22 protein-coding genes are annotated in these 24,698 nt (G+C 72.0%); 7 read left to right on the forward strand and 15 right to left on the reverse strand.

Going from position 1 to position 24,698, the window contains the following annotated elements:
* Window positions 1–48: 48 nt before the first annotated feature.
* On the reverse strand, window positions 49–1,533 hold the full coding sequence (locus tag LCN96_RS49860) for a hypothetical protein (protein WP_225269399.1): 1,485 nt from the start codon (window positions 1,531–1,533) through the stop codon (window positions 49–51).
* 1,462 nt (window positions 1,534–2,995) lie between these two features.
* Between LCN96_RS49860 and LCN96_RS49865 the strand changes: the two genes are divergently transcribed.
* Window positions 2,996–3,484, forward strand: a complete 489-nt coding sequence (locus tag LCN96_RS49865) for a hypothetical protein (RefSeq protein WP_225276292.1) — start codon at window positions 2,996–2,998, stop codon at window positions 3,482–3,484.
* A 25-nt stretch (window positions 3,485–3,509) separates the two neighbouring features.
* Here LCN96_RS49865 and LCN96_RS49870 read toward each other — a convergent pair whose 3' ends face one another.
* The 11 genes from LCN96_RS49870 to LCN96_RS49920 all read right to left on the reverse strand — a co-directional run bounded on the left by LCN96_RS49870 (window position 3,510) and on the right by LCN96_RS49920 (window position 17,310).
* Entirely contained in the window at window positions 3,510–3,902 is a 393-nt protein-coding gene (locus LCN96_RS49870) for a (deoxy)nucleoside triphosphate pyrophosphohydrolase (protein WP_225269400.1), read from the reverse strand.
* The gene (locus LCN96_RS49875; protein WP_225269401.1) at window positions 3,899–4,993 is read right to left on the reverse strand and encodes a C40 family peptidase; all 1,095 of its coding nucleotides are present in this window, start codon (window positions 4,991–4,993) and stop codon (window positions 3,899–3,901) included. Before LCN96_RS49875 ends, LCN96_RS49870 begins: the two co-directional genes overlap by 4 nt.
* Window positions 4,990–5,610 (reverse strand): hypothetical protein, encoded by a 621-nt coding sequence (locus LCN96_RS49880; RefSeq protein ID WP_225269402.1) that lies wholly within the window; start codon window positions 5,608–5,610, stop codon window positions 4,990–4,992. The genes LCN96_RS49875 and LCN96_RS49880 overlap by 4 nt, the downstream gene beginning before the upstream one ends.
* 2 nt (window positions 5,611–5,612) lie before the next feature.
* Window positions 5,613–8,027 carry a type IV secretion system protein gene (locus tag LCN96_RS49885; RefSeq protein ID WP_225269403.1) on the reverse strand — a complete coding sequence of 805 codons (2,415 nt, stop codon included), beginning with the start codon at window positions 8,025–8,027 and terminating at the stop codon, window positions 5,613–5,615.
* Entirely contained in the window at window positions 8,024–10,501 is a 2,478-nt protein-coding gene (locus LCN96_RS49890) for an ATP-binding protein (protein WP_225269404.1), read from the reverse strand. The genes LCN96_RS49885 and LCN96_RS49890 overlap by 4 nt, the downstream gene beginning before the upstream one ends.
* Before the next feature lie 47 nt (window positions 10,502–10,548).
* Window positions 10,549–13,248 (reverse strand): TcpE family conjugal transfer membrane protein, encoded by a 2,700-nt coding sequence (locus tag LCN96_RS49895; RefSeq protein ID WP_225269405.1) that lies wholly within the window; start codon window positions 13,246–13,248, stop codon window positions 10,549–10,551.
* A gap of 54 nt (window positions 13,249–13,302) precedes the next feature.
* On the reverse strand, window positions 13,303–13,554 hold the full coding sequence (locus tag LCN96_RS49900) for a hypothetical protein (protein ID WP_225276234.1): 252 nt from the start codon (window positions 13,552–13,554) through the stop codon (window positions 13,303–13,305).
* An 81-nt stretch (window positions 13,555–13,635) separates the two neighbouring features.
* Window positions 13,636–14,355 carry a conjugal transfer protein gene (locus LCN96_RS49905; RefSeq protein WP_225269406.1) on the reverse strand — a complete coding sequence of 240 codons (720 nt, stop codon included), beginning with the start codon at window positions 14,353–14,355 and terminating at the stop codon, window positions 13,636–13,638.
* A gap of 627 nt (window positions 14,356–14,982) precedes the next feature.
* Window positions 14,983–15,282 (reverse strand): hypothetical protein, encoded by a 300-nt coding sequence (locus LCN96_RS49910; RefSeq protein WP_225269407.1) that lies wholly within the window; start codon window positions 15,280–15,282, stop codon window positions 14,983–14,985.
* Between the two features lie 223 nt (window positions 15,283–15,505).
* Window positions 15,506–16,582 (reverse strand): redox-regulated ATPase YchF, encoded by a 1,077-nt coding sequence (ychF, locus tag LCN96_RS49915; RefSeq protein ID WP_225269408.1) that lies wholly within the window; start codon window positions 16,580–16,582, stop codon window positions 15,506–15,508.
* Between the two features lie 11 nt (window positions 16,583–16,593).
* Entirely contained in the window at window positions 16,594–17,310 is a 717-nt protein-coding gene (locus tag LCN96_RS49920) for a hypothetical protein (RefSeq protein WP_225269409.1), read from the reverse strand.
* Window positions 17,311–17,396: 86 nt separating this feature from the next.
* Between LCN96_RS49920 and rmuC the strand changes: the two genes are divergently transcribed.
* Both rmuC and LCN96_RS49930 read left to right on the forward strand, forming a co-directional pair.
* Entirely contained in the window at window positions 17,397–18,662 is a 1,266-nt protein-coding gene (gene rmuC / locus LCN96_RS49925) for a DNA recombination protein RmuC (protein ID WP_225276235.1), read from the forward strand.
* Window positions 18,663–18,676: 14 nt separating this feature from the next.
* Complete coding sequence (locus tag LCN96_RS49930; protein WP_225269410.1) at window positions 18,677–19,189, forward strand: DUF6542 domain-containing protein; 513 nt, start codon at window positions 18,677–18,679, stop codon at window positions 19,187–19,189.
* Between the two features lie 25 nt (window positions 19,190–19,214).
* Here the strand turns inward: LCN96_RS49930 and LCN96_RS49935 are convergent, their stop codons facing one another.
* Window positions 19,215–20,180 carry a 4-hydroxy-3-methylbut-2-enyl diphosphate reductase gene (locus tag LCN96_RS49935; protein WP_225269411.1) on the reverse strand — a complete coding sequence of 322 codons (966 nt, stop codon included), beginning with the start codon at window positions 20,178–20,180 and terminating at the stop codon, window positions 19,215–19,217.
* Between the two features lie 101 nt (window positions 20,181–20,281).
* Between LCN96_RS49935 and LCN96_RS57005 the strand changes: the two genes are divergently transcribed.
* Genes LCN96_RS57005 through LCN96_RS49950 form a run of 3 tightly spaced genes read left to right on the forward strand, consistent with a single transcriptional unit; the run spans window position 20,282 to window position 22,945 of the window.
* Window positions 20,282–21,283: a hypothetical protein gene (locus LCN96_RS57005; RefSeq protein WP_263657407.1), complete on the forward strand. Its 1,002-nt coding sequence runs from the start codon at window positions 20,282–20,284 to the stop codon at window positions 21,281–21,283.
* A 27-nt stretch (window positions 21,284–21,310) separates the two neighbouring features.
* Window positions 21,311–22,534 (forward strand): exodeoxyribonuclease VII large subunit, encoded by a 1,224-nt coding sequence (gene xseA / locus LCN96_RS49945; RefSeq protein WP_225269412.1) that lies wholly within the window; start codon window positions 21,311–21,313, stop codon window positions 22,532–22,534.
* Window positions 22,535–22,588: 54 nt separating this feature from the next.
* Window positions 22,589–22,945, forward strand: a complete 357-nt coding sequence (locus LCN96_RS49950; protein WP_225269413.1) for a VOC family protein — start codon at window positions 22,589–22,591, stop codon at window positions 22,943–22,945.
* On the opposite strand, the gene LCN96_RS49955 is transcribed toward LCN96_RS49950, so the two are convergent.
* On the reverse strand, window positions 22,935–23,543 hold the full coding sequence (locus LCN96_RS49955; RefSeq protein ID WP_225269414.1) for a TetR/AcrR family transcriptional regulator: 609 nt from the start codon (window positions 23,541–23,543) through the stop codon (window positions 22,935–22,937). The genes LCN96_RS49950 and LCN96_RS49955 overlap by 11 nt on opposite strands.
* Before the next feature lie 87 nt (window positions 23,544–23,630).
* Between LCN96_RS49955 and LCN96_RS49960 the strand changes: the two genes are divergently transcribed.
* Window positions 23,631–24,044: a nitroreductase family deazaflavin-dependent oxidoreductase gene (locus LCN96_RS49960; RefSeq protein ID WP_225269415.1), complete on the forward strand. Its 414-nt coding sequence runs from the start codon at window positions 23,631–23,633 to the stop codon at window positions 24,042–24,044.
* A 392-nt stretch (window positions 24,045–24,436) separates the two neighbouring features.
* Here LCN96_RS49960 and LCN96_RS49965 read toward each other — a convergent pair whose 3' ends face one another.
* Window positions 24,437–24,682 carry an exodeoxyribonuclease VII small subunit gene (locus LCN96_RS49965; RefSeq protein ID WP_225269416.1) on the reverse strand — a complete coding sequence of 82 codons (246 nt, stop codon included), beginning with the start codon at window positions 24,680–24,682 and terminating at the stop codon, window positions 24,437–24,439.
* Window positions 24,683–24,698 lie beyond the last annotated feature (16 nt).

Consider the following 24,698-nt stretch of genomic DNA (forward strand, 5'->3'; position numbering starts at 1 on the left):
AAGGAGGGGGCCGGTTTCTCCGGCCCCCTCCTTCTCTTTGCTCGTGCGCTACTTCTTCTTCCTGCCGAACCGCCTGCGCGTGGAGTCGGGCAGCTCCTTGGTGGGCTCCTGCGGCTGCGGCTCCTGCGGCTGGCCGGACGGGGGCTGAGCGGACGGGGGCAGCGGCTGGACGGCCGTCACGTCGCCGTCTGCGGGCAGGTAGGGCGGCGGGTCGTAGTCGCCGGGACCGCGCTCGCGACCTTGCTGCTCGTATCCTGCCTGGCCGCGCTCGCGAGCTGACGGGTCGAGATGATCCGCCGGGCCCTGATCTCGCGCCGACGGGTCGAGGTCGGCCGGGCCGCGCTCACTCGCCGGCTGGAACAGCGAACCGGGCCGCTCCTGCTCCCACGGCATCGCGTCGCCCGGCTCGGCGGCCGAGGCCGGGCCGAGGGGCTGCTCGACGCCGCCGTCGTACGGGCCGGCGCCGCCCGGCGGGATGTCCGTCGGCACGGGCGCGGGCGGGACCAGCGGCTCGAACAGGTCCCGCTCGCGCGACCTGGGCGGCTCGCTGTAGGAGTCGAACTCGTCCGGGTGCAGCACCACGGGCTCGGGCTCCGTGGCAGGCGGCTCCTGCATGTAGCCCTGCGGCGGATACGGGTGGTTCGGGTCCTGGTAGCCGTACTGGGGCGGGCCGCTCGGATAGGTCTGCACCGGCACGAAGCTGATGATCGGCGCGTACGCCGTGCCGCCCGGGTAGGCGGGCGCCGGGGCGGGGAAACCTCCGGCGGTCGCGGCGTAGCCGGGCCCGGCCGGGTAACCGCCGGTCGCATGCATCTCGGGCCCACCCATCGGGCCACCCATCGGGCCACCCATCGGGCCACCCATCGGGGTGGTCACCGGCGGCGGCCCGGCCTTGCGTACGGCCGCCGCGTGCGCCATCCTGCGCAGCCTGCCCTCGAAGATCAGCACCGCGAACAGCGCCAGCAGCACCATCACCAGCGCCGGGATGCTCAGCTTGCGCGTCAGGTCGGTCTGGTCGAACTCCGGCGCCGCCCTGCGCAGCTCCAGCGGCACCTCCTCGGTGGAGGCGGCCTGAGTCTGGCTCGGCAGCGGGGTGGTCACGCTCTCCGTCGGCGCGATGGCCGGCATCTCGACCGACTGCTCGGGCGTGGGCGTGGTGGAGGTGACCGGCGGAACCTCGGCGGTCTGCGTGGGCAGGGGCTGCGGGTTCTCCGCCGGCGGGGTGGGCGCGGCCGTGGTCGTGGGCGCGCTGGTGGTCTTCGTGGGGGTCGGCGACTTGCTCGGCTTGGGCGGAGTCGCGGTGACGGTCTTGGTGACCGTCGTCTCCGGCGCCTCCTCCGGCCCCGTGGGACTCGGCGAGCCTAACGTGGTGGTGACCGTGATCGTGGTCTCGGGTGTGACGTCGCCGCACAGGGTCACGTCGGGATCGCAGGGCTCCACCGGATCGAACGCCACGGAGGCGCTCGCGCTCTGCATGATGAACGGCGTCGCACCCGCGCCCGTCAGCCCGAGCGCCAGGACGATAGCGGACACGGCTGTCGCTCGCGTGCGTGCCACCGGTGCCCTCCGCGTGGTCCCTGGAACCATGGTCAAGGGAATACTAGCCGGGTAAAAGTAACAGTAAAGACGGAATTACAACACCTTTCTACGGTTACGACCGCGTTGTACCGTGACAACGGCCCACAGGGCCGCCATCAGTACCCCGATACCCCCGGCCGCCATCGGCAAAGCCTTCGGACCGTCGATCGGGCTGTCCCATCTGACAGGCTCAACGGGCCGCGCGGACACGGCCATCCCCCACGGCAACGGCGCCTCACCGGCGGCCGCCTCGGGCTGGAACGAGCCAACCGCACCGGGCAGGGTGGGCGAGGCGCCGGGGAGGGTGGGCAAGGGCTGCGGGATCGCACCGGCCGTTCCTAGCGGGGCAGGCACAGCGGGCGCCGGCACGGCACCACTGACCGACACCTGCGGCACGCCACCGGCAGGTGCCGTCACGGATCCGCCCACCGGCGCCTGCGCGGCAGCAGAGGCGGTCGCCTGCGCGGCCGAGGCGGTCGCCTGCGCGGCCGAGGCGGTCGCCTGCGCGGCACCTGAGGCGGCTGCCTGCACGCCACCACCCGCGGGTGCCGGCGCGCCACCGCCGACCGGCGCCTGCACGCCGCCTGCGGGCACCGGCCTGGCACCACCGCCCCGCACCTGCGCGGCACCCGCGGCGGGTGCTTGCACGCCACCGCCGACCTGCGCTCGCGGAACGCGGCCGGCGGGTGCCTGAGCGGCGGTGCCTGTGGGCGTCTTCGAGACGGCGCTGGCGGAAGGGCGCGGCGCCGCGCTCGCGACCGCCCCCGGCAGCGCACCCTGCGCCCCTGCCCTCGGCACCACGCGAGGGCTCGCCCCCGAGGCGGCACCCTGCGGCGCACCACCCGACACAGCACCCCGCGACACGCCGCCGGACACAGCACTCTGCGACACACCGCCGGACACAGCACCCTGGGACGCACCACTCGGCCTAACGCTGGGGATCACGCTCGGAGTGGCAAGAGGACCGCCGGGCACCGTCGCCGTCGCAGCCCGGCTCCGCCGTATCGCGGCCCGCGCCTCACGCGTCACGACGCGCGCCCGCCGCGGCACCGCCTGCGCACCTGCGCCCGCGCCTTCCGCCCGCGCCGTCCCTTGCGCCCGCACCTGCCCGCCTCGCGCACGAGCGGTCGCCTGCTCCTGAACCGGCCTGCCACCCCCCAGCACCGCCACAGCCCCAGCCGGCGCCCCGGCAGCCCCCGGCACCACCGCAGCCCCTTCCACCCCCACACCCCACGACGGCGACGGCTGGATGCGATGCGCAGGCCCGTAGAACGTCGCCGACTCCCCCGGAATCACCTTCCCCGCCCGCACAGCAGCCGTCCTGCTCATCGTCGTGAGCCCACCGCTGTCCACGTCCCGCACCCGAGCCACAGCCGCCAGCACCACCTCCCGCGCCCCCGCAGGCGCCTTGAGCGTGATGTCCACAGCGCGCTCCCCGGCCACCTTCCCCAACGCGCACACCCGCGTCCCAGGCACCGCGACCCCCTTCGGAGCCGACCGCCCGACCACGGACAACGCCCGCATGGCCAGCACCCCCGCCGTGGCCTCCCCACCGGCCTGCGACGCCTTCGGCGCCGTACCGACCCGACCGGCCGCAGGCACAGCAGCCGCGCCAGAAACGGCAGGACCGCAGGCCACCTCGGTCAACGCCTCCACCGGACTGGCCGCCACCGCGACCCGAGCCCCCCGGGCCATCCCGTTCAACCGCACCCGGAACCGCTGCATGTCCCCGGTCCTGACCCACTTACCGACCCCGTCGGCCCCGCTCACCCGCTCCAGCACCAGCGACACCCCGGCCGCCGCCACCGGCACGGAGGGCACCACCACCAGGATCAGCACCCCGCCGACGACCCAGCTCCTCCGCATCGCTCCCCACTCCCCCACCGCGACAAATTACGCACAGTAATCATTGTGTCACAGAGAGGGATGTCCTAATCACCGAGGAGCAGATTCTCCACGGTCTTCATGATGGGCAGGTCGGCCCCCAGCCACTCCACGTCGTAGTACTCCCCCGGCCCGAGCCACCGCAGCGCCAGATGCTCCCTGGCCTCGGGGCTCCCCGACACCACCGAGCAGAGCCAGACGCGCATGACGTACCCCTCGGCCAGCGGCCAGTCGCCGCCCACGCGCTCGCCCACGGCGACCTCGACGCCGAGCTCCTCGCGGCACTCGCGCACCAGCGCCTGCGTCTCGCTCTCGCCCGGATCCACCTTGCCGCCGGGGAACTCCCAGCCGCCCGCCAGCGCGGCGGGCTCGGCGCGCTGGGCGGCCAGCACGCGCCCGCCGGGACCGACGATCACCGCGGCAACGACCACAATGCTCATAGGGAAGGATTCTGCAGCTTCTTGATCTGCTCGAGGACGTCGGGGTTCTGCAGGGGACGGGTGAAGCCCACGCGGTTGTCACGCGCCTGGTAGCTGGTGACCTTGATGGGCCCGCACAACCGGCACCTGGCCTCCAGCATCTTGCCCTTCGACACGACGAGTCCCACGTGCCCGGGGTTGTCGGGCGAGGTGCCCGGTCCCGCGTTGAAGAACACCAGGTCCCCCGGCTGCTCCTCACCCTCTAACACCTTCACCCCGAACGGCCACTGCGTGAACGTCGTGCGCGGGATCGACAGCCCCGCCGCCTTGTAGGCCGCGTAGATGACGCCCGAGCAGTCGAAGGAGTCGGGGCCGGTGCCGCCCCACAGGTACGGCTTGCCGCGCTGCGCCAGCGCGTACTGCAAAATCTTCGCCACGAGGTCGCTCGGCGCGGCTTCGACCAGCGGCTCGTCGCACTCCTCCGACGCCTGCGGCGGCACCTTGACCTCGCCGGACTTGGCGTACTTCCTGGCGATCTCCTCGACCTGGTCGACGTACCACCAGGCCCGGTTGTAGACGAACAGCGCCTGCCGGACGTTCTCCGGGGCGCCGTTGCGCTTGAGCATCTTGGCGGCCCCCAGGATGGCGTCCGCCGGGTTGTAGACGTCCGCGACGCCGTCCTCGTCGCCGTCGGAGGCGTACCCGTTGAACTGCGCCGACGTCGGGATCCTGGCCTTGCCGCCCCACGTGGAGATGAGGAACTGCATCGGCCCCGCCGCACCCGCGGCGTTGGTGCCGCTCTGGACGCCCGGCAGGGTGGAGCGGCCGTGGTCGGTCTCGCGCTTGCCGACGGCGGCCAGGATGTTCCACTGGACGCCGATCTTCTTGCCGTACTCCTTGTAGAGCTCCAGGTACTCGGGCGGGATGTCGGAGGCGGCCGAGTCGGAGGCGTCCTCCACCTGCGCCGTGTCCTCGCAGTCGACGCTGGTGCCGCCGTCGGACAGGAACGACGGCATCGACATCAGCAGCAGCGGCGACACGAGGACCGCCACCAGGAGCAGCAGCCCCGCCGCGCCGATGATCAGGGCGAGCCGTGCCCGGGAGAGCTTCACTGGTCACCCTCCTGGCCCTCGGTGGACGGCAGGATGTCGTAGACGCGCCAGTCGGTGCCGAGCTGGCTGACCGTGACCGCGTACTCCTCCGTCGCCAGCTTGTTGCCGCTCTTGGCGGTGACCTGCCTGCTCGCGGTGACGAGGAACACGATGGAGGTCTTCTCGACCTGCCTGATCTCCTTCAGGTGGGCGGTGGCCGTGGAGACGGTCTCGTCGCTGCGGTTCTGCTCCACGAACCCCGCCGAGGTGACCGTCCTGGTCAGGGTGCCGGCGAGCTCCGGCGTCGTGTACGCCTTCAGCCGCTCCGCGTACACCGCCGGGTCCTCGTCGTACCGGAAGGTGCCGTACGCGGCGGTGAACCGCTGCGCCAGGTCCGCCGCCGCGGCGAGCTGCTCCTTCTGCATCGGCAGGAACGCGTAGATGTCGAACGGGGCGGCGCTCGCGGTCGCCAGCGGCGTGCTGGAGGCCACGGCGGAGCTGGTGGCGAAGCTGGTCGCCGGCTCCGGCGTGGCCTGGTCGGACGAGTCCGGCCACATCGTCAGGTAGATGCCGACCGCTGCGATGACCACGACGATGGCGGCGAAGGCCACCCCCCGCCTGTCACCCGGCTGCGCCATGTTCAGTCCTTGTCGGGGTTGTTCGGCTTGAGCCAGAAGGGCACGTCGGTGCTGTCACCTCCGGAGCCGCCGCCGTTGCGGCTGCGCAGCCAGAGCGGGGGCGCCTCTGAGGTGCGGGACGACGGCTCGTCGGAGCCGAAGATCCGCGGGCCGGACGAGCCGCCGCCCGACCTGGACCCGTTGCCGGACCCGCCGCCGAACAGGCCGCCGCCCGAGCCGCGCGCGTTGCGCGGGCCGTTGGAGCCGTTCGAGCCGTTGGAGCCGCCGCCGAACAGGCCGCCACCTGAGCCGCCTGAGCCGCCCGAGCCGCGTGAGCCGCCGCCGCCGAACAGGCCGCCACCGGAGCCGCCGCGCGAGCGGGTGCCGCCCGTACGGGAGCCGCCGGAACCGCCGGAGCCGCCGAAGCGCGAGGTGCGCGCTCCCGAGCTGCGCCCGCCGCCCGCAGAGCCACCTGAAGAGCCACCTGAAGCGCCGCCGGCGGAGCCGCCGCGCCGCGCCCAGCCACCGCCGGACGCCCCGCCGAACCAGCCACCGCCCGAGCCCGAGCCGCCCGACGCCGAACCACCCGAGACCGAGCCGCCGGAACCACCTGCGCCACCTGAGCCGCCCGTCGTCGGTGAGACGGCGCCCACCCTGGGGCCGCCCGCCGCTCCGCCACGGGTGCGGGCCGGGCTGCCGTTGAGGTTGAGCGGGGGCGCGGTGCCCCTGCGCGGTTCGAGCGTGGTCCGACCTGCCGCCTTGCCACCCGCCGGGTCGGTGTCGAGCGGGGCCGCCGTGGCCGGGATGCGGGTGCCGGAAGCGGCGCCCTCGCCTTCCTCACCGCGTACGCGCACCTGCCCGGCCGCCGCCGACGCCGCCGCGCCCACCGGGTTGGCCGCTCCGGCCGCCCTGATGAGCGGCTCGGCCTTGCGCAGGCCCCAGCGGCCGATCCTGGCCGAGGCGACCGGCGGCAGCGCGCCCGCCGACCGTTCGAGCACGGACGAGCTGGCGGCCTCGCCGAGCATGCGGGTGGTGACCGTGTGCCCGCTCATCGAGGCGAACAGGTGCTGGAACGGCCGCCGGTAGAAGAACACCGCGATCGTCAGCAACGCCATGAACAACACCTGCATGCCCCACGGCATGGCCGTCGAGATGATCAGCGCGTACCCGTACACGAGAACGCTGAGCACGATCGTCAGCACGGCCTGCCGCAGCAGCGTGCCGACGAGCATCTCCACCCAGCGCATGGCGATGATCCGCCCGCTGCCCGGATGCACGCCGATCAGCAGGAAGATCGGCCCCAGGATGAGCAGCAGCAGGAAGCCCACCTTCAGCACCAGCAGCGAGACCGCCACGAGGAAGATGAGCAGCCCCGCCACCAGGGCCGCGATGAACGCTCCGACGGCCACGCCGAGGCGGTTGGACCAGTCGCGGCCGGAGAAGGTGGCGTAGCGGGGGTCGTTCCTGAGCTTCTCGGCCAGCGAGGCGTACTCCGACTGCCTGGCCCCCACGTCGGGCGCGGGCTGGCCCGCCTGCGGCGGCGGGACCGACTGCATCTCCAGCACCTTGCGGCCCCAGTCGCGCACGACGGGCTGCTGCGGGTCGGCGGTGCCGAACAGGCCCACCAGCCACGGCTTGCAGACCAGGGTGGACCACAGCGCATCGGCGTTCTGGTCCACGCCGGGCGTGCCGGTCTGGGCGTACCCGCCGGACTTGACCTGCGGAGCGGCGGTGCCGGGCGGCGGCAGGCAGGACGCGCCGCCGGCGCCCGGCAGGCCGGAGAAGGCGGAGTTGACCACCTCGCCCGTCTTGTCGGTGACGACCTTGCCCAGGCCGGTGAAGTCGCCGGGACGGCTGAAGAACCAGACCGCCACGGTGACCGCCAGCACCATCCAGATCACGCCTTCGGCGGTCGTGGTGGCGCGCTTGCGGATCAGCCCGTACCAGGCCAGCCAGATGGCGCCGAGGATGACGATCGGGCGGAGATAGGGCCAGTACATGGCGTTGGACAGGTTCGTGACGATGTCGTCGACGACGTCCTTGATGGACTGGAGCGGCCCTTCCGTCGCCGCCGCCTGGTACGTGGTGATCGTCAGCCGGTCGACCGCCTTGGCCGCGGTGAAGATGCCGTTGGCCCACATGTTGCCGAGCACGGCCACGTAGTCGGAGCAGGTCAGGTCGTGCGTGTGCCAGAACTGGCCGCTCATGCCGAACTGGCCGTAGTTGGTGGTGGGCGCCTGCGGGCCGCCCGCGGGGGCCGGCGCCTGGATCAGGCCGTCGACGCCGCTGCCGACCATCTCGACGTTCAGCGGGCCGGACAGGTCGCAAGGGGCCGCGGCGGCCGGGGTGGTGGCGGCGCCCAGCACGAGCGGCACCGCCAGGACGGTGCCGACGAGCGCGAGCACGAACGCCGTTCGTCGGGATAGCCGGATCTTCATGACCGTACCTCCTGCGCCCTGCCCACGCCCCCTTGGTGATCATCATGCCCGGCGCCGCCGGGTTTGTCGTGTGTCGGGTTCGTGTCGAGCCAACGGAGAAGCTCCTCGGAGATCAGGTCTACTCCGATCCGGCCCGCCCTGCCATCCAGATCGCGGAATACGCATTCGCCGTTTCCCAGCGAGCGCAGCACGGCCTTGTGCTCCTCCGACGGCTCCACCCCGAGCAGGGACATGACGTGGTCCACCTCCACCCGTTCGGTGGACCTGAACGCGAACACGGACGACAGGCAGTTGGTCACCTGCTCGTTGAGCAGGTCTCCCGCGTTCTGCGAGACCAGCACGAGAGCGGTGTTGCGGGAGCGGCCCATCCGGCTGACCTCGGGCACCAGCTTGGCGCCCTCGGGCGTGGAGGTGATCGCCCACGCCTCGTCCAGGAAGATCGCCTTGGGGGCGCGCCGGTCGAGGCCGTTCATCAGCCTGCGCGCGAACTGGGACACCAGGTACAGCAGGGCCACGGACAGCCGCTGCTCGTAGGAGTAGTCCTCCCTGCTCGTGGCCACGTCAGGCAGGGTCAGGCCGCCGAGCGTGAACACGGTCGTCCAGCCCTCGGTGTCGATCTGGTCGCCGCCGGAGGGGTCGAAGCAGAGCCTGGCCAGGTGCATCTCGGACATCGAGCGCAGCACCGCGCCGAGGTTCTTGGAGGCCGGGTCGTCGGCCTGCTCCAGATGGTCGACGACCTTGCCCAGCGAGGGGTCCTCGCCGTTGGACACCGCCGCGACCGCCTGGATCATCGCCGACTCGCGCTCCTCCGACATGCGGGGCAGCAGCAGCCGCAGCGTCTCCGTGGCCATGGTCTTCTTCGCCGCGATGTCGTCGCCGAACGAGAACGGGTCGAGCAGCCCGGGCGCGGCCGAGCCCAGCGGGATCACGCGGGCCTTGCGCCCCCGCTTCTCCAGCAGCTGCACCAGCGACTCCGCGTCGCCCTTCGGGTCGATCACCGCGACCGTCACGCCGCGCAGCGCCATCTGGTAGATCATCAGCAGCGCGAGCGTCGTCTTGCCGCCGCCAGGCTCGCCGGTGATCGCGATCGCGGTCGGCCGGTTGCGGGTGGCCGCCACCAGCGGGTCGAAGTGCACGATGCTGCGCGCCCTGCCGACGGTCTCGCCGATGTACGGGCCCAGCCAGCCCTCGCTGGAGTCGTCGAGCCGGTCGCCCAGGTCGACCGTGGCCGTGGCCATGCCGCCGGCGATCGTGCGCAGGGGCTGGCGCTGGGCGTAGGCGTTGAGCCGCACCTTCTCGCCCGGCAGCGACTCGCAGAACAGCGAGAACTGGTCGCCGGTCGAGTTCACGACGTCGATGCCCATGTCGCGGTAGTGCTCGACCACCGCCTCCACCCGCTGCACGCAGATGTCCTCGGTCGGGGCCGAGACGATCAGGCGGTGCCAGCCGTACACGAAGGGCAGGCGCTCCTTGGTGATGCCGTGCTCCAGCATGCGGGCCGCGTCGATCTGCTCCGCCAGCGCCAGCGGCGCCTCCGCGCCCGCCTCGCGGATGTGGTGGTCCATGTCGCGCGCGTGCGCGAGCTTGCGCGCCACGTCCTTGGACGCCTTCACCGGCGGGATCAGCCGCATCCGCGAGGAGACCTCCACCGGGAACGGCAACTGGTCGGCGAAGTGCAGCCACGGCTCACCGTCGGGGAACGGCATCAGGTCGGGGAACCGGCCGAACGACAGGTAGGCCACGTACGAGTCGCCCTGGGGCTGCACGATCCGCAGCAGCGACCTGCCGTTGTGGATCTCACCCTCGACCAGCGACTCGATCTCGCCCCTGCCCCAGCGCCTGCGCGGGGACGCCGACGGCGGCGGATCCCCCACCGAGCCGGCCGCCGCGTGCTGGAACAACCACGCCACCTCGACGGAGGTGGCGTGACGGGCGTACAGAGCGCTCGACGCGAGCGCCCTGCCGAGCCGTTCGGCGTGCTCGGTCCACCGCCCGATCTCGCTGTCGGGCACGTGGTCGTCCTCCATGCCCAGCACCTTCTCCGTCTTCTGGTAGAAGCCGAAGAGCTGGGCCAGCACGCCGCTGCCGAGCTGCTTGCCGCGCGGGCCGAGCCGCACGCCCAGGTAGACCTCCTTGGTCCAGAAGTCCTTGGCCCAGACGTGCCGGTACATCTCCTCCAGGTAGTCGCGCCAGCCGGGCCCCTCGTCGGACGTGGCGTTCAGCGCCATGGCCCACTCCGCGGCGGGATACGTGCGGTGCGCCACCCTCAGGTGGACCTCGGCGTCGGGCATCCTGATCGCCGCCAGCGCGATCGTGATGTTGGTGGCCAGCGCCTCGCGCTCTTCCGGCGTGACGAACTCGTAGCTGACCGTCGGAAGCCGGAAATACGCCCATGCGCAGGTGTCTGTGAGCAGGATGCGGTCGTCGAAGTAGCGGACCGCGAGGCGCTGGTGCGCTCGGGACGCCCTGCTCATGCCGCCCCCTCGGCGCATGAACGGGCCAGACCTGCTCGCTTGTTCACTTATCGCTCACCGATTCTCGTGCCCGGGGGGTCACTCGCCAACTCCTCTTCGCTCGCTGCTCGTACGGTCTGTGCCGCGAAGCCCGCGACCACGACACCAGCGAGGGCCAGATAGGCCCGCCGCCCGGTCGCGCGCAACTGCCCGGGATCGACCATCCCGGCGCCGCCCGGCGCCAGATCGTCCTCCCAGGGGACCCTGACGATGGCCCGGCACCTGCCTCTGGCCACCGACTCCGCCTGCTCGACGTCGGTCATCGAGCGCCTGCTGACGCCGTTGACCACCATCACCGCCCGCCTGCGCAGCTCCGCGCAGCCGTGCCCGTCGAGCCACTCGTACGTCATCGCCACCGCCTCCGGCGCCTCCTCGCTCGCCGGAACCACCAGCACGAGCTGGTCCGCGTACGGCAGCAACCTGGCCGCCAGGGCGGCGGCCGGGTCGATGACGGCCAGCTTGTAGTGGCGGTCGAGCAAGCGCATGGATTCGCCGAGCCGGTAGTCGGAGAAGAAGGACCGGTCCGCGAGCCGCTGCTCCGCGCCCGCGTCGGTGTCCGCGCTGATCACCTCCAGCCCGGAGGAGGTCCGCGTGGTGTAACCCCGCATCGTGAGATAGCCGCTGACCCGGTCGAGCCCTGACAGCAGCGAGGTCAGGGTCTCGGGGGTCTCCGGCTCGATCTTGCTGGTGAGCGTGCCGCCGCCGGTGTTGGCGTCGACGGCCACGATCCTGTCGTCACGTACCTGCGCGAGGGTGTGTCCGAGCATGAGCGCCGTCGTGGTCTGCCCGGCTCCGCCGGTGCAGCCCAGCACGACGATCCTCCTGCCGCCGCCGAACACGGCCCTGGCCCTCGCCTCGTCGATCTCCGAACCGTCCGTACGGACTCCGCCGCCGCCGACGACGACCTGGGCGATCCGCCGCCAGCCGCCGGAGTCCCTGCCCACTACCGATTCGATCCTGCGCACCTTGCCCTCGCCCGGCCTGGGGACCGGGACGGGGGTGGGGAGGTCTTGGGGGAGTGTCGGGGGTTCGGGTGTGGGCTTCTGCACCACGTCTTCGCCCGGCGTCGCCGCACCGTGGGCGTCCGGCGCTTCCTGACCCGCGCCGTCACTGCGCGCCGCCGTATCGCGAGCGCTCGCCACCTCACGGCCTGGGCCATCGCCAGGCGCCGTCGCCTCGCGGGCGCTCGCCACCTCACGCTCGCCGGCGGACAGCTCGTCACCCTCGTGCTCGCCCACCGCAGGGGCCCCGTGCTCGTGCACCACGCCGGGCACCTCGGCCGCCGCTTGGGCTTCGGCCGGTGTCTCCGGAGCCGCGTGCTGGGCCTGGGTCAGCCGCTCGTCATCACCCGCGCCGGCCGCCGGCTCATGCGCGGCCGGCCGGGGCACGGGCTTGGCGTTCGGGTTGAGCGGCGGCCAGACGCGCTGAGTGCCGGGCAGCAGCCCCTGCGACAGCCGCGGCGGCTGCCCCTTCCTGTGCTGATCCCTGGCGACCTCGTCCTCGCCCCGCTCCTCGGCCCCCCGGCGCACACCACTCTCGCCCCGCCCAGCGTCGGCGGCGGCGGGAGCGTCCGCGCTCGCCGCGAGCCGCCGCAACCGGCGCAGCGCCTCGGTGTCGATGGGCTTGCCCGCCGCGGGCTTGCGGCTCTCCGCCGTCCGGATCGGCACGCTCGCCTCACGAGCGGCCACCGCCTCCGCGCTCGTCTCCACATGGGCGTCCCCGGGCACCGCATCCGGCTCCGTCGCGGGCCGCGCACGGACGGCGTCCCGCGCCTCGCCGTCACGCTCGTCATCAGCGGCAGCCGCCTCCGACGCGGCATCCGCGCGGGCGGCCTCCGACGCGACGTCCGCACGGGCAGCCTCCGACGCGACGTCCGCACGGGCAGCCTTCGGCCCGGCATCCGTACGGAAAGCCTCGCCGGCGCCCACTGGTGAACGCTCGCCCGACTCCGGCTCCGTACCCACGAAGCCAGGCTCAGCAGGAGCCTGCGGGCGATCGCCCCGATTGGCCCCCACAGCCTCGTCCAGAAGCGACACCGGCCGCTCCTGACGCCCCCCAGCGCCCCCTGAGAGCCCCTCCTCACGCCACCCCGCCCCCGCCGGGGCCCCAGGTGCCGGGGACGCCGTTTCCTGCCACACCCTGCCCTTGAGGGCGGGCGCGGTGCCGCGGCGGGTGCCCCAGCCCGTACGGGAGGAAGGCTCGGCGACGGGGGCCTGTGCGGCGGCGGCAGCGGCGGCGGCGACGGCGGGGCGCACCTGGCGGGGCCCGGTGAGCCGCTGGGCCTCGCGCCTGCGCTGCGGCTGGCGGGCCTTGCGGGGCGCCTTGGACTTGGCGCGGGCCGGGCCGGTGCGCCAGACGCGGCCGGAGAACACGACGGTCTCGGGCTCGGCGCTGGGCGCCATGCGGTACCAGGCCTTGGGCTGGCCGAGGTAGCGCAGCTGGGACTCGAGCAGCTCGGTGAGCCGCTTGCCCTCGATGACGGGACGGGTGGACAACCACGTCACGATGCCCGGTGGCACCAGGAACAGCACGTGCCAGGGCATCTGCACCGGCACGCCCACCAGGACCAGCAGGAGCGACCACGGGACGAACACCCCGACGAACACGCCGATCCACACGATGGGCAGCGGCATCGGCAGCCGGAGGTCGTACAGCTTGTACAGCCGCTTCTCTATCCGCCAGATGTTCGTATACGTGGGCAGGTCCACACGGTCCTCCTCTCCACCCGCTCGTTCATGACCGCCGTGAAGCGGTCTCAACCCTTATCTGATGCCCAGTGCGCCCGCGATCGCCCGCGCTGTCACCTCGATGATGTTGGGAACGTAGAAGATCACTCCGATGGCCACGGCAAGTATCAGGAACTGCACGAAACGCGTGATCTCACGGGTGAAGAGGAAGAAGAGCGCGACCACGGAGACGACAACGAGGAACAACGGGGCGAAGAAGGCGCGCAGGAAGTTGGCGAGCCCTCCGGTGTCGATGCCGGTGGACACCGGGGTCGGTGTCGGCGACATCTCGATCAAGGTGAGCACTACGGTCTTCAAGGTCACTTCTTGTCCTCCCGGGGGGTACCGATCAGCGGCGCGGCCGTGCCTCTATCCAACGACCCGGCCGCCACCGCGGATGTCAGCGACGAACCACTTGTCGCCCTGCTTTTCCACGGTCAGGCGGTAGACCTGCTCCAGCGTGCCGCCGACCACCGCGGGGTCGGTGGCGTTGGGAGTGGGCGGGGCGTCGCCGCTGGGCACCGCCCACACCACGACCGCCTGAATCTCTCTGGTGGCACCCCCCACAGGCACCACGACTTCCTTGAGCTGCGAGAAGGTGAACGCGCCGCCGAAGCTGGGCAGGCTCTTGCCTGCGGCGACGTACCGCTGGAGGCCGGCCGCGTCGCCCAGCGCGTACTCCTTGAAGAAGCCCTCCAACTGGGGCTTCAGCTCGGCGGCAGCGGCGTCGTCGGTCTCCGGCGCGGCCACCTGGGGCAGGTCGGCCGGGGCGGGGGCGGGCAGGATCGCCGGGCGGCCCGCCACCACGAAGCGCCCTCCGGCGTCGTCGCCGGAGTAGTAGATCGGCACCGACAGGATCATCCGGCGCGGGCCCGACTGGAACGCCACGCTGACCACGGCGTTGTGGGCGTCGGTCGCCTCGATGTCGTACGGCTGGATGGCGACGGCCGCCAGCTTGCCGTAACCGTCCCAGCCCATCTGCGGGTCCATGCCCTCGGCCAGGAACGCCGCCAGCTTGTTCGACCTGCTGGCCGCGTCTTCCGGGCTGAAATTCAGATAGACCCCCGCGAACTGGGCGGCGAAAGCCATGCCCCCGTCCGAGGGGAATCCCTTGTCGGCCTGCGCGGCGACATTGGACGCAGCAGGCTCTTGCTGGGTAAACCGCTCAAATGGGGCACGAATCCCATTCACCACGATAACCACGATAAGCGCCCAGAGAATGATGCGGCCGGTCCACACCAGCCACCGTCCGCCGCCACCCGACCAACCGCCGCGCCGCGGCCTGCGTGGCGGCGGCGCCTCGAAGTCGGCCGTGTCGAGGGTTGCGGAAAGCCCGGGCCCGTCAGCGATCCGAGGATCGTGCTGGACGGTAGACCTACGAGCCATCACGCCTCCGCTCGCGCCGATCCCCCCGGCTGGCGCGGTGTCGTCCGTTGCCGATCCCCATCATCCGCGGTGAAGTAGTCACCCTATCCGGTCTCCGCCATTGTTCCGAGAAAGCCACGCCCATGCTGCGGCATGACCCTCCCCACCGGCAAACCGGGCCCGTATGACAGGCCACAGTGCCGATTCCTATCAGTCCCCGTTCGAATCGGCTTTTGACCAGGCCAGACGCCTAAAATCGCGTAGCTCGGCAGCCACGGATTCCTGTCCAAAATAGGCATGGACCTGTCGTGACCTGCGCAATCGGCATGGGTCGGAATCAGCGGAGGTTCGTCAGGCGGGCTCCGGATCCTGGCTCGTCCGGGCCTGGCGCCTGCTGTGGAGGTCCACCACGGTCGGCCGCACCGAGCGCTCCAGTGAGCCACGGAGATCGGCCAGCATCTCGGCGGGCTCGCGCTCCCGCATGCGCGTCGTCATCTCGATGCGCTCGTCGACCTTCCTGCGGAGGTAGGCCTCGCGGTTGACGCGCAGGCCGTACATCAGCTCGACCCTGATGAGGGCCAGCTCCTCCTCGAGGCTGATGCCCGCGAGCGTGGGCGCCGAGCGCCGCTTCCTGATGATGCGACGGAACATGAGGGCCTCCCGAGTCAGCGTGAACGCCGTGACGATTCGACGCGCGGGGGCCCAAAGTGGTTGACGCATCGACTGTCCCGGCATCAAACACACGGTCACATCCGGGCAGCCGTCCTTGGGGGCGCTTCGCCGCCGTCCGCCGTCGGTAACCTACCGTAGCCAAGCCTCGCCGTACGTGATTGCGCGCACGGCAAGCCCTGATTCGCGGCGGCGAGCGGCCCCGTCAGACGTTGAAGCGGAACTCCACGACGTCACCGTCGCGCATCACGTAGTCCTTGCCCTCGATCCGCGCCTTGCCCGCCGAGCGGGCGTTGGCGATCGAGCCGGCCTCCACCAGGTCGCCGAAGGAGACGACCTCAGCCTTGATGAAGCCGCGCTGGAAGTCGGTGTGGATGACGCCGGCCGCCTCGGGGGCCGTGGCGCCCTTGCGGATCGTCCAGGCCCTGGTCTCCTTGGGCCCGGCCGTCAGGTACGTCTGCAGGCCCAGCGTCTCGAACCCGACCCTGGCGAGCTGACGCAGCCCCGACTCCTCCTGGCCCACCGACTGCAGCAGCTCCAGCGCCTCCTCCTCGTCGAGCTCCACCAGCTCCGACTCGATCTTGGCGTCCAGGAACACGGCCTCGGCCGGGGCGACCAGCGTCGAGAGCTGCTCCCTGAGCGCGGTGTCGGTCAGCTCGTCGGCGTCGAGGTTGAACACGTACAGGAACGGCTTGGCCGTCAGCAGGTGCAGCTCGCGCAGCTCCTCGCGGTCGAGGCCGCTCTCGAAGACGGTCTTGCCGGTCTCCAGGACGGCCAGGGCGGCCTCTGCGGCCTCCAGCGCGGCCTTCTTGTCCTTGTTGTTGCGCGCCTCCTTCTGCAGGCGCGGCACGGCCTTCTCGACCGTCTGCAGGTCGGCCATGATCAGCTCGGTGTTGATCGTCTCGATGTCGCGCTTGGGCGAGATCTCGCCGTCCACGTGCGTGACGTCGGGGTCGCTGAAGACGCGGATGACCTGGCAGATCGCGTCGGTGTCGCGGATGTTGGCGAGGAACTGGTTACCCCTGCCCTGCCCCTCCGAGGCCCCCTTGACCAGGCCCGCGATGTCCACGAACTCGACCTTGGCGGGCAGGATGCGGGCCGAGCCGAAGATCTCGGCCAGCACGGGCAGCCGGTCGTCGGGCACGCCGACGATGCCCACGTTGGGCTCGATGGTGGCGAACGGGTAGTTCGCCGCGAGCGCGTTGCCGGTCTTGGTCAGCGCGTTGAAGAGCGTGGACTTACCGACGTTGGGCAGGCCGACGATGCCGATGGAGAGACTCACGGACAGTGAGTTTACTGGCTGAGCACGGACAGACAGGTCACCGGACGGTAGCCCTCGTCGGCCCGCAGGTAGCGCTTGGAGCTCGGCGGGCAGCGCGCGGGCGTCACCTCGAACGACGACACCCTGGCCCAGGCGTGGGGCGAGTCGCAGGGCACCCGGGTGACGGCGGAGCGGGCGATCACGTCGGTGGCGGGCTCGGCCACGCACGCGCCGCGGTCGAGCACCTGCCCGCCCCGGCCCAGGCAGATGACGTGGGTGTCGCCGTCCAGGGTGTCGAGGGTGCCGGCGGAGCAGGCGGCGGGCTCGTCGGCGAAGGTGAGCACCCTGCCGTACCAGCCGGGCCGCGAGCAGGCCCGCTCGCGGCCGTCCAGCGTGACGCAGTCGCCCGGCCGCAGCAGGCCGCCGCCCCCGCCGGGAGCGCCGGGATGCGGCTCCAGGAAGTTGCGTACGCAGGCCGTACGGCCCACGCCCACCCGCAGCACCTCGTCGGTGTCCACCGGGCACTCGCCGGGCCGCGGCGGGTCGGCGGCCATCGCGACCACCTCGGAGTCGCCGCCGTTGCACGCCGTCAGCGCCAGCTCGCCCGTCACGCACGCGCCCGGTGTCCAGCGCAGCACCGGGCGGGGCCGCTCGGCGACCCCCGAGCCCGCGATGACCGCGCCGCACAGCGCGACCAGCGCCGCCGTCACGGCGAGCCCCGCCACGGCGAGCTTCGGTACCGTATCCATCCCAGTACTGTGCGTGACGTGTGACGAGCCGCACAAGCGGAACCGCCAAGCGTGTCGGGAAGAATCGCGCCCTCGATCCTGCGATCATCGATGGAGTGGACGTGGTGTCGCTGCTCATCGGTCTCGCCGTCGGCCTGCTCGTGGGATTCCTGGTCGCCAGGACCCGCGCGGCGGTGCGGGTGGCGGAGGCCGACGCCCGGGCCAGATCGTCGGCCGAGAAGCTGGTCTACGTCGAGGAGCAGCTCGCCGAGCGGTTCCAGGCGCTGTCCACGCGCGCCCTCGACGTCAACAACGTGCGCTTCCTGGAGCTGGCCGAGACCAGGCTCGCGGCCAGCCGCGCGGAGGCCGCCGGCGACCTCGACCAGCGCAGGCAGGCCGTCGAGCACCTGGTCGAGCCGCTGAAGGACGCGCTGGCCCGGGTCGAGTCGCAGCTGCGCGACACCGAGTCGGGGCAGCGGGCGGCGCGGGCGGAGCTGGCCAAGCAGATGGAGTTCGTCCGGCAGAGCAACGAGCAGCTCCGCTCCCAGACGACGGCCCTGGTCAGGGCGCTGCAACGGCCCGAGGCCCGCGGCCGGTGGGGCGAGCTGCAGCTGCGCAGGGTGGCCGAGATCGCCGGCATGCAGCGCTACTGCGACTTCGACGAGCAGGTCACCGAGGGCTCCATGCGGCCCGACATGGTCGTCAGGCTGGCCGGGGGCAAGAACATCGTGGTCGACTCCAAGGTCTCGCTCGCGGCCTACCTGGAGGCCGCCGAGGCCTCGGACGACTCGCTCGCCTCCGTACGCCTCGACGCCCACGCCCGGCACGTGCGCGAGCACATCGACCGGCTGGCGGCCAAGGCGTACTGGCAGGGGTTCAACCCGTCACCGGAGTTCGTGGTGCTGTTCATCCCCGGCGAGGCGTTCCTGGCGCCGGCGCTCGAACGCGACCCCGGGATGCTGGAGTACGCGATGACGCGGCGGGTGCACATCGCCACCCCGACCACGCTGATCACGATGCTGCGCACCGCGCACTACGCCTGGCAGCAGGCCGCGCTGAGCGAGAACGCGCGGGCGGTGTTCGAGCTGGGCAAGGAGCTGTACGAGCGGCTGTCGTCCCTGGGCAGGAACGTCGAGTCGCTGGGCAAGGCGCTCACCAGGGCCGTGGAGGCGTACAACAAGTCGGTCGGATCGCTCGAAAGCCGCGTCCTGGTCACGGCGCGCAAGTTGCACGATCTCGGCGTCGTGGACGGCGAGCTCGACTCCCCCGAGATGCTCGAAGGGCTGCCCAGACCGCTGGCCTCCCCCGAACTGCTCGAAACCTCCACTCTGATAACCCACGCGAACGGTAAGTTGGCAGGCGGGTCGCAGTAAAGGGGGGTGGGCAAGTGGTGGGTGAGAAGGGCAGGCGCTCCGCGGTCAGGCTGACGGCACGCGGCGCCATCGCGCTCGCCCTGGTCGCCACCCTGGCGGGCTACGTGCTGGCGGCCGTGTTCGGCGTGGAGCAGCTCGTGGGCGCGGCGTTCCTGCTGGCCAGCGTGCTCGGCGTGGTGCTGGTCAACCGGCGGGAGCTGCTGTCGCTGGTGGTGACGCCGCCGCTGGTGTTCTTCTGCGCCACGCTCTTCGTGGAGCTGGGCCGGGCGTTCGGCTCGGTGTCGATCGTGCAGTCGCTGGCGCTGGGCCTCTACACGTCGATGACGCAGGGGGCGCCGTGGCTGTTCGCGGGCTCGGCGCTGGTGCTGGGCGTCGCGTGGCGGCGCGGGCTGCGTGACAACGTACGGGAGCTGCGCGAGGAGCTGAAGGCGGGCACGGAGGTCACGCGCCCGCGCCAGCCGTTCGTGCCGGAGCCCGAGGGGTACTTCGAGCCCAAGGTGTACGGGACGCCGCGCGGCGAGGACTAACCGCGCGGTCGCCCGTGTGCGTGGCTCAGGAGGCGCGCAGGTCCTTGCGCAGCTCGTGGGGCAGGGCGAAGCGCATGCTCTCCTGCACCGGCTCGACCTCCGTCACGTCGCCGAAACCGTGCCCGGCCAGCTTCGCCAGCACCTCCTCGACCAGCTCCTCCGGCACCGAGGCGCCGCTGGTGACGCCGACCGTGGTGACGCCGTCGAGCCACTCGTCGCGAATGAAGTCGGCGTTGTCGACCAGGTACGACGCCTGCGCGCCGTAGTCCTTGGCCACCTCGACCAGCCGCTTGGAGTTGGAGGAGTTCTCGGAGCCGACCACGATGACGAGCTGCGACTCGGCCGCGATCTCCTTGACCGCGATCTGGCGGTTCTGGGTGGCGTAGCAGATGTCGTCGCTCGGCGGGTCGATCAGCGTGGGGAAGCGCTCCTTGAGCCGGGCCACGGTCTCGGTGGTCTCGTCGACCGAGAGCGTGGTCTGCGACAGCCACACCAGCCTGCTCGGGTCCTTGACCTGCACCTTGTCGACCGAGTCGAGCCCGTCGACGAGCTGGATGTGGTCGGGGGCCTCGCCGGAGGTGCCCTCCACCTCCTCGTGGCCCTCGTGCCCGATCAGCAGGATGTCGTAGTCCTTGGCCGCGAACCGCTTGGCCTCGTTGTGTACCTTCGTCACGAGCGGGCAGGTGGCGTCGATGGTGCGCAGGCCGCGCTGCCTGGCCTCCTCGTGCACCGCGGGAGAGACGCCGTGAGCCGAGAAGACCACGATCTCCCCTTCCGGCACCTCCTCGGTCTCGTCGACGAAGATGGCGCCCCTGGCCTCGAGCGTCTTCACGACGTGCGTGTTGTGGACGATCTGCTTGCGGACGTATATGGGCGCGCCGTACTGCTCCAGAGCCTTCTCGACCGCTACCACGGCTCGATCGACTCCGGCACAGTAGCCCCGCGGCTTGGCGACGAGGACTCTGCGGGAAGTGGGGGTCTGGGGCTCCATACTTTCTATGCTACGTGGAGCGGCCATCTGGCCCGCGCGTGCGTGGTCGCCCGCGGTGCGCCAGACTAGCCGTCCAATACTGACCTCCCAGGGAGACGTTCATGTCCCTCAGCGACGTGATACGCAACATCGCACGAACCGTCACCAACAAGGACGAACTCAAGGAGAAGGCCAAGGACCTGCCGCTTCTGGTCGTCCAGACCACGCTCGGCGCCGCGGGGCAGGCGCTGCTGCTCGTGGACCGCATGAAGAACTCCATCAAGGGGCTCGGCAACAAGGAGGAGCGCGAGGAGGAGTACGACTCCCGTCCCTCCGCCGCCGAGCAGGTGGCCGCCGCGCCCGCCGAGGCCGCGGAGGGCAAGGCGGAGGACAGACCGGCGCGTAAGGAGCCGGTCATCTTCGCGCCGCGCTCCGGTGCTGCCGAGCCGAACGGCGTCGCCAAGACCAAGCCGGACCCCGTCATCTTCGCGCCCGCCCCCAAGGCCGCCGAGCCGCAGACCGCCCCCGAGGCTGCTGCGCCGCAGGCCGAGGCCGCCCCCGAGGCCGCTGGGCCCGCCGCCAAGCCGGCCGACGAGAGCGCCGCCCCCGCGGCCACCGGGCCCAAGACCGCCACGGAGACCATCTCCGAGGCCGAGGCGCAGGTGGCGCCCGCCGCGCCCAAGGCCGTGGCCGAGCCCGCCGTCGAGGAGTCCGCGCCCGCCGCCAAGCCGAAGGCCACCGGGACCCGCAAGGCCGCCCCCAAGGCCGCCCCCAAGACCGCTGCCAAGGCGGAGCCGAAGGCCGCCGAGCCCGCCCCCGCGCCGGAGCCCACCGCCGCCACGGCCGAGCCCGTCACGGCCCCCGAGCCCGTCACGGCCCCCGAGCCCGTCGCGGCACCGGAGCCGGCCACCGCCCCCGAGCCGGTCACCGCCGCCCCCGTGGACCTGACCGAGCCTCTGCCCGGCTGGTCGGAGCTGACCGTCGCCTCCCTGCGCGCCAGGATGCGCGGCAAGACGGCCGAGCAGATCGGCGACTTCCTCGCCTACGAGCAAGCGACGAAGGCACGTCCCGAGGTCATCAAGATGTTCGAGAACCGTCTCGCCAAGCTGCAGGCCGGCGAATAGGTCACACTCACCCCGTAGTCTTCCGCCATGACCTCGAAGACCACGCCTGAGTCTCCCCTGCCGATCCGCACGGTCCTGCAGATGGTGGGCGGCTGGATCGGCAGACTCGGCACGGTCTGGGTCGAAGGAGAGATCACCGACCTGAGCGCGCGTGGCGGCACGGTGTTTCTGACCCTGCGTGACCCGGTCGCCAACGTGTCCGCCAGGGTCACCGCCCCGCGTGGCGTCTACGAGGCGACGGTGCCCCGGCCGGCCAACGGCGCCAGGGTGGTGTTGCACGTCAAGCCCGACTTCTGGGTCAACAGGGGCTCGTTCGCGTTCACCGCGCTGGAGATGCGCCCGGTCGGCGTGGGCGAGATGCTGGTCAGGCTGGAGCGGCTCAGGCAGCTGCTGGCCGCCGAGGGGTTGTTCAACGCCGACAGGAAGCGGCGGCTGCCGTTCCTGCCGGGCACGATCGGGCTCATCTGCGGCCGCGAGTCGGCGGCCGAGCGCGACGTGCTGGAGAACGCGCGGCGGCGCTGGCCGGCGGTGCGGTTCAAGGTCGAGGAAGTGGCCGTCCAGGGGCCGTACGCGGTGGCCGAGGTGACGGAGGCGCTGCGCAAGCTCGACGCCGACTCCTCGGTGGACGTGATCGTCGTCGCCCGTGGCGGCGGCTCCCTGGAGGACCTGCTGCCCTTCTCCGATGAGACGCTGGTGCGCGCGGTGGCGGCCTGCCGTACCCCTGTGGTGAGCGCGATCGGCCACGAGCAGGACAGCCCGCTGCTCGACCTGGTGGCCGACGTGCGCGCCTCCACCCCCACCGACGCCGCCAAGAAGGTGGTGCCCGACGTCGGCGAGCAGCTCAGCCTGGTGCGCCAGCTCCGCGACCGGGGCCGCAGGGTGCTGAACGGCTGGCTCGACCGTGAGCTGTCCTGGCTGACGTCCGTACGTTCGCGGCCCTCGCTGGCCGACCCCGTACGCGAGCTGGAGCGCCGGGCCGAGCAGGCCGACGCGCTGCGCGACCGGGCCAGGCGCTCGCTGACGGGCTCGCTCGACCGCGCCGCCGACGACCTCGCCCACCTGCGCGCCCGCCTGGTGGCCCTGTCGCCGGCGGCCACGCTGGAGCGCGGCTACGCCATCGTGCAGCACCCGTCGGGCGAGGTGGTCCGCCTGGCCAAGGACGTCGCGCCGGGCGCGCTGCTGACCGTCCGCCTGAGCGACGACCGCGTGACCGTACGCGCGCAGGAGCCCGGCGAGGCCGCGGAAGGCTGACCGCTTTCTCCTCATCCGTCCTCGAAGCACGCGCGAGGGGGCTACCGTTCGCCCATGAGAGGACTCGCGCAGGTCGCCCAGCACGCCGACGACCTCGACAGGGCCACCGCCTTCTACCGCGACGTGCTGGGCCTGCGGCACATCGCCACCTACCGGCCTCCCGGGCTGGCCTTCTTCGACCTCGACGGTGTCCGCCTGCTGATCGAGGAGAGCGCTCCTCCGGCCGTGCTCTACCTCGCCTCCGACGACCTGGAGGCGGACGTGGCGCGGCTGCGTACGCATGAGGTCGCGATCGTCGAGGAGCCGCACCTGATCTTCACCGACGACGGCACGTTCGGCACGCCGGGCAAGGAGATCCGCATGGCGGCCTTCCGCGACTCGGAGGGCAACCTGCTCTGCCTCATGACGTGACGCGCATGACGGCCGCGGCCAGGCCGGCCAGGCCGGCCTTGATCCGCTCGACCGTCATGCCGCGCTCACCCCGCTGCGCGCAGATCAGGTGCGCGTTGACGGGCGCGAGCAGCGCGTCGGCCAGGTAGGCGGTGTCGGCGCCCGGGCACGCCTGGGCGAGCAGCGTGGCGAGGTGGATGTGGTGCACCTGGTACGGCCCGGTGAGGCGGTTGCCCGTGCCCCCCTTCTCCAGCAGCAGGAACAGCACCTCGTTCGCCAGGATCAGATCGACCAGCGCGTGCAGGAACGCCACGATCCGCTCACCGGGGGGCGCGCCGGGCCCGAGCGGCGGCGGCCCGGACAGGAACGCCGCCTGGAAGCGCCGCTCCCGCTCGTCCATCAGCGCCAGCAGCAGCCCGGTACGGTCGCCGAACCGCCGGTAGACCGTGCCCACGCCGACGCACGCCTCGCGGGCCACCTCGTCCAGTGAAAGGTCGCCCGCGCCGCACTCGGCCACCATCCGCGCCGCCACCTCGATGATCTTCTGCCGGTTCCGGGCGGCGTCGGCCCGCTCCGGCTGGGGCTGCCCGACGATGGGCAGCGGACGACGTTCGCGCACGGGGGCAGCTTACCGGTTGTAAGCGGAGAACTCTCCGATTATGCTGGGCCAAGCGGAGAGTTCTCCGATTAGTCTGAGGAGCCGAGGATGCCCAGCGATTTCAACCAGCAGATCATCGAGGAGTTCCGGGCCAACGAGGGCCGGGTCGGCGGCATGTTCGAAGGCTCACCGCTGGTGCTGCTCACCACCACGGGTGCCAGGAGCGGCCGGTCCGTCACCACGCCGGTGATGTATCTGGCGGATGGGGAGCGGTACGTCGTGATCGCCTCCAACGCCGGGGCCGATCATCACCCGGCCTGGTATCACAACCTGCGGGCCACCCCTGAGGCGACGGTGGAGTTGGGGACGGAGCGGTTCGAGGCCAAGGCGGTGTTCGTCGAGGGTGCTGAGCGCGATGAGCTGTACGCCCGGATGGTGGCCCAGGCGCCGGGCTTCGCCGAATACGAGGCCAAGACCACCCGCCGCATCCCGGTCGTCGCCCTCCACCGCACAACCGCCTGACCACCGCCCCGCCCGGACGCGGTTCGGTGCGGGCGCGGCTCGGCCCGGCACGTGCGGCGAAGCTCAGCGCAGGGCGCGGCGCCGACTCGGCTCGGGCGCGATGCAGCTAGGCGTGGGCTCGGCCCGCGCGGCGTGGGCCCCGCCGACTCGGCGCGGGCCCGGCCCAGGTTGTGCGACGCGGCCGGATCGGCGCGGCCGACTCGGGTGCAGCTCGGGGCGCGGCAAGGCTCGGCGGAGCAGGGGCGCGACGCGGTCAGCGGGGCGGCTCGGCGGCACAGCTCGGCGACGTGCGGGCTCGGCGGCACAGCTCGGCGACGTGCGGGCTCGGTGGGCCCGGCGCGGCGGTGCGGGGGCACGGCGCGCCGGGCACCGGCAAGCCCGCGCCTGAAGCCCTAGAAGGGCGCGTCGTTCGGGTGCCCGGAGGCCGGGTCGGAGCGGCGGGCCATGGCGGCGGCCAGCTTCACCCGGGCCCCCTGGAGCCACTCCTCACAGACGGCAGCCAGCTTCTCCCCCCGCTCCCACAGCTCGATCGACTGCTCCAGCGTGAGCCCCCCGGTCTCCAGCCGCCGCACCACCTCGGTCAGCTCCTCACGGGCCTGCTCGTACGACGGAGTCTGCTCGCTAGATTCGTCTGCCACGGCCACCACCCTAGAC

The sequence above is a fragment of the Nonomuraea gerenzanensis genome (assembly GCF_020215645.1).
GTDB classification, from domain to species: domain Bacteria; phylum Actinomycetota; class Actinomycetes; order Streptosporangiales; family Streptosporangiaceae; genus Nonomuraea; species Nonomuraea gerenzanensis.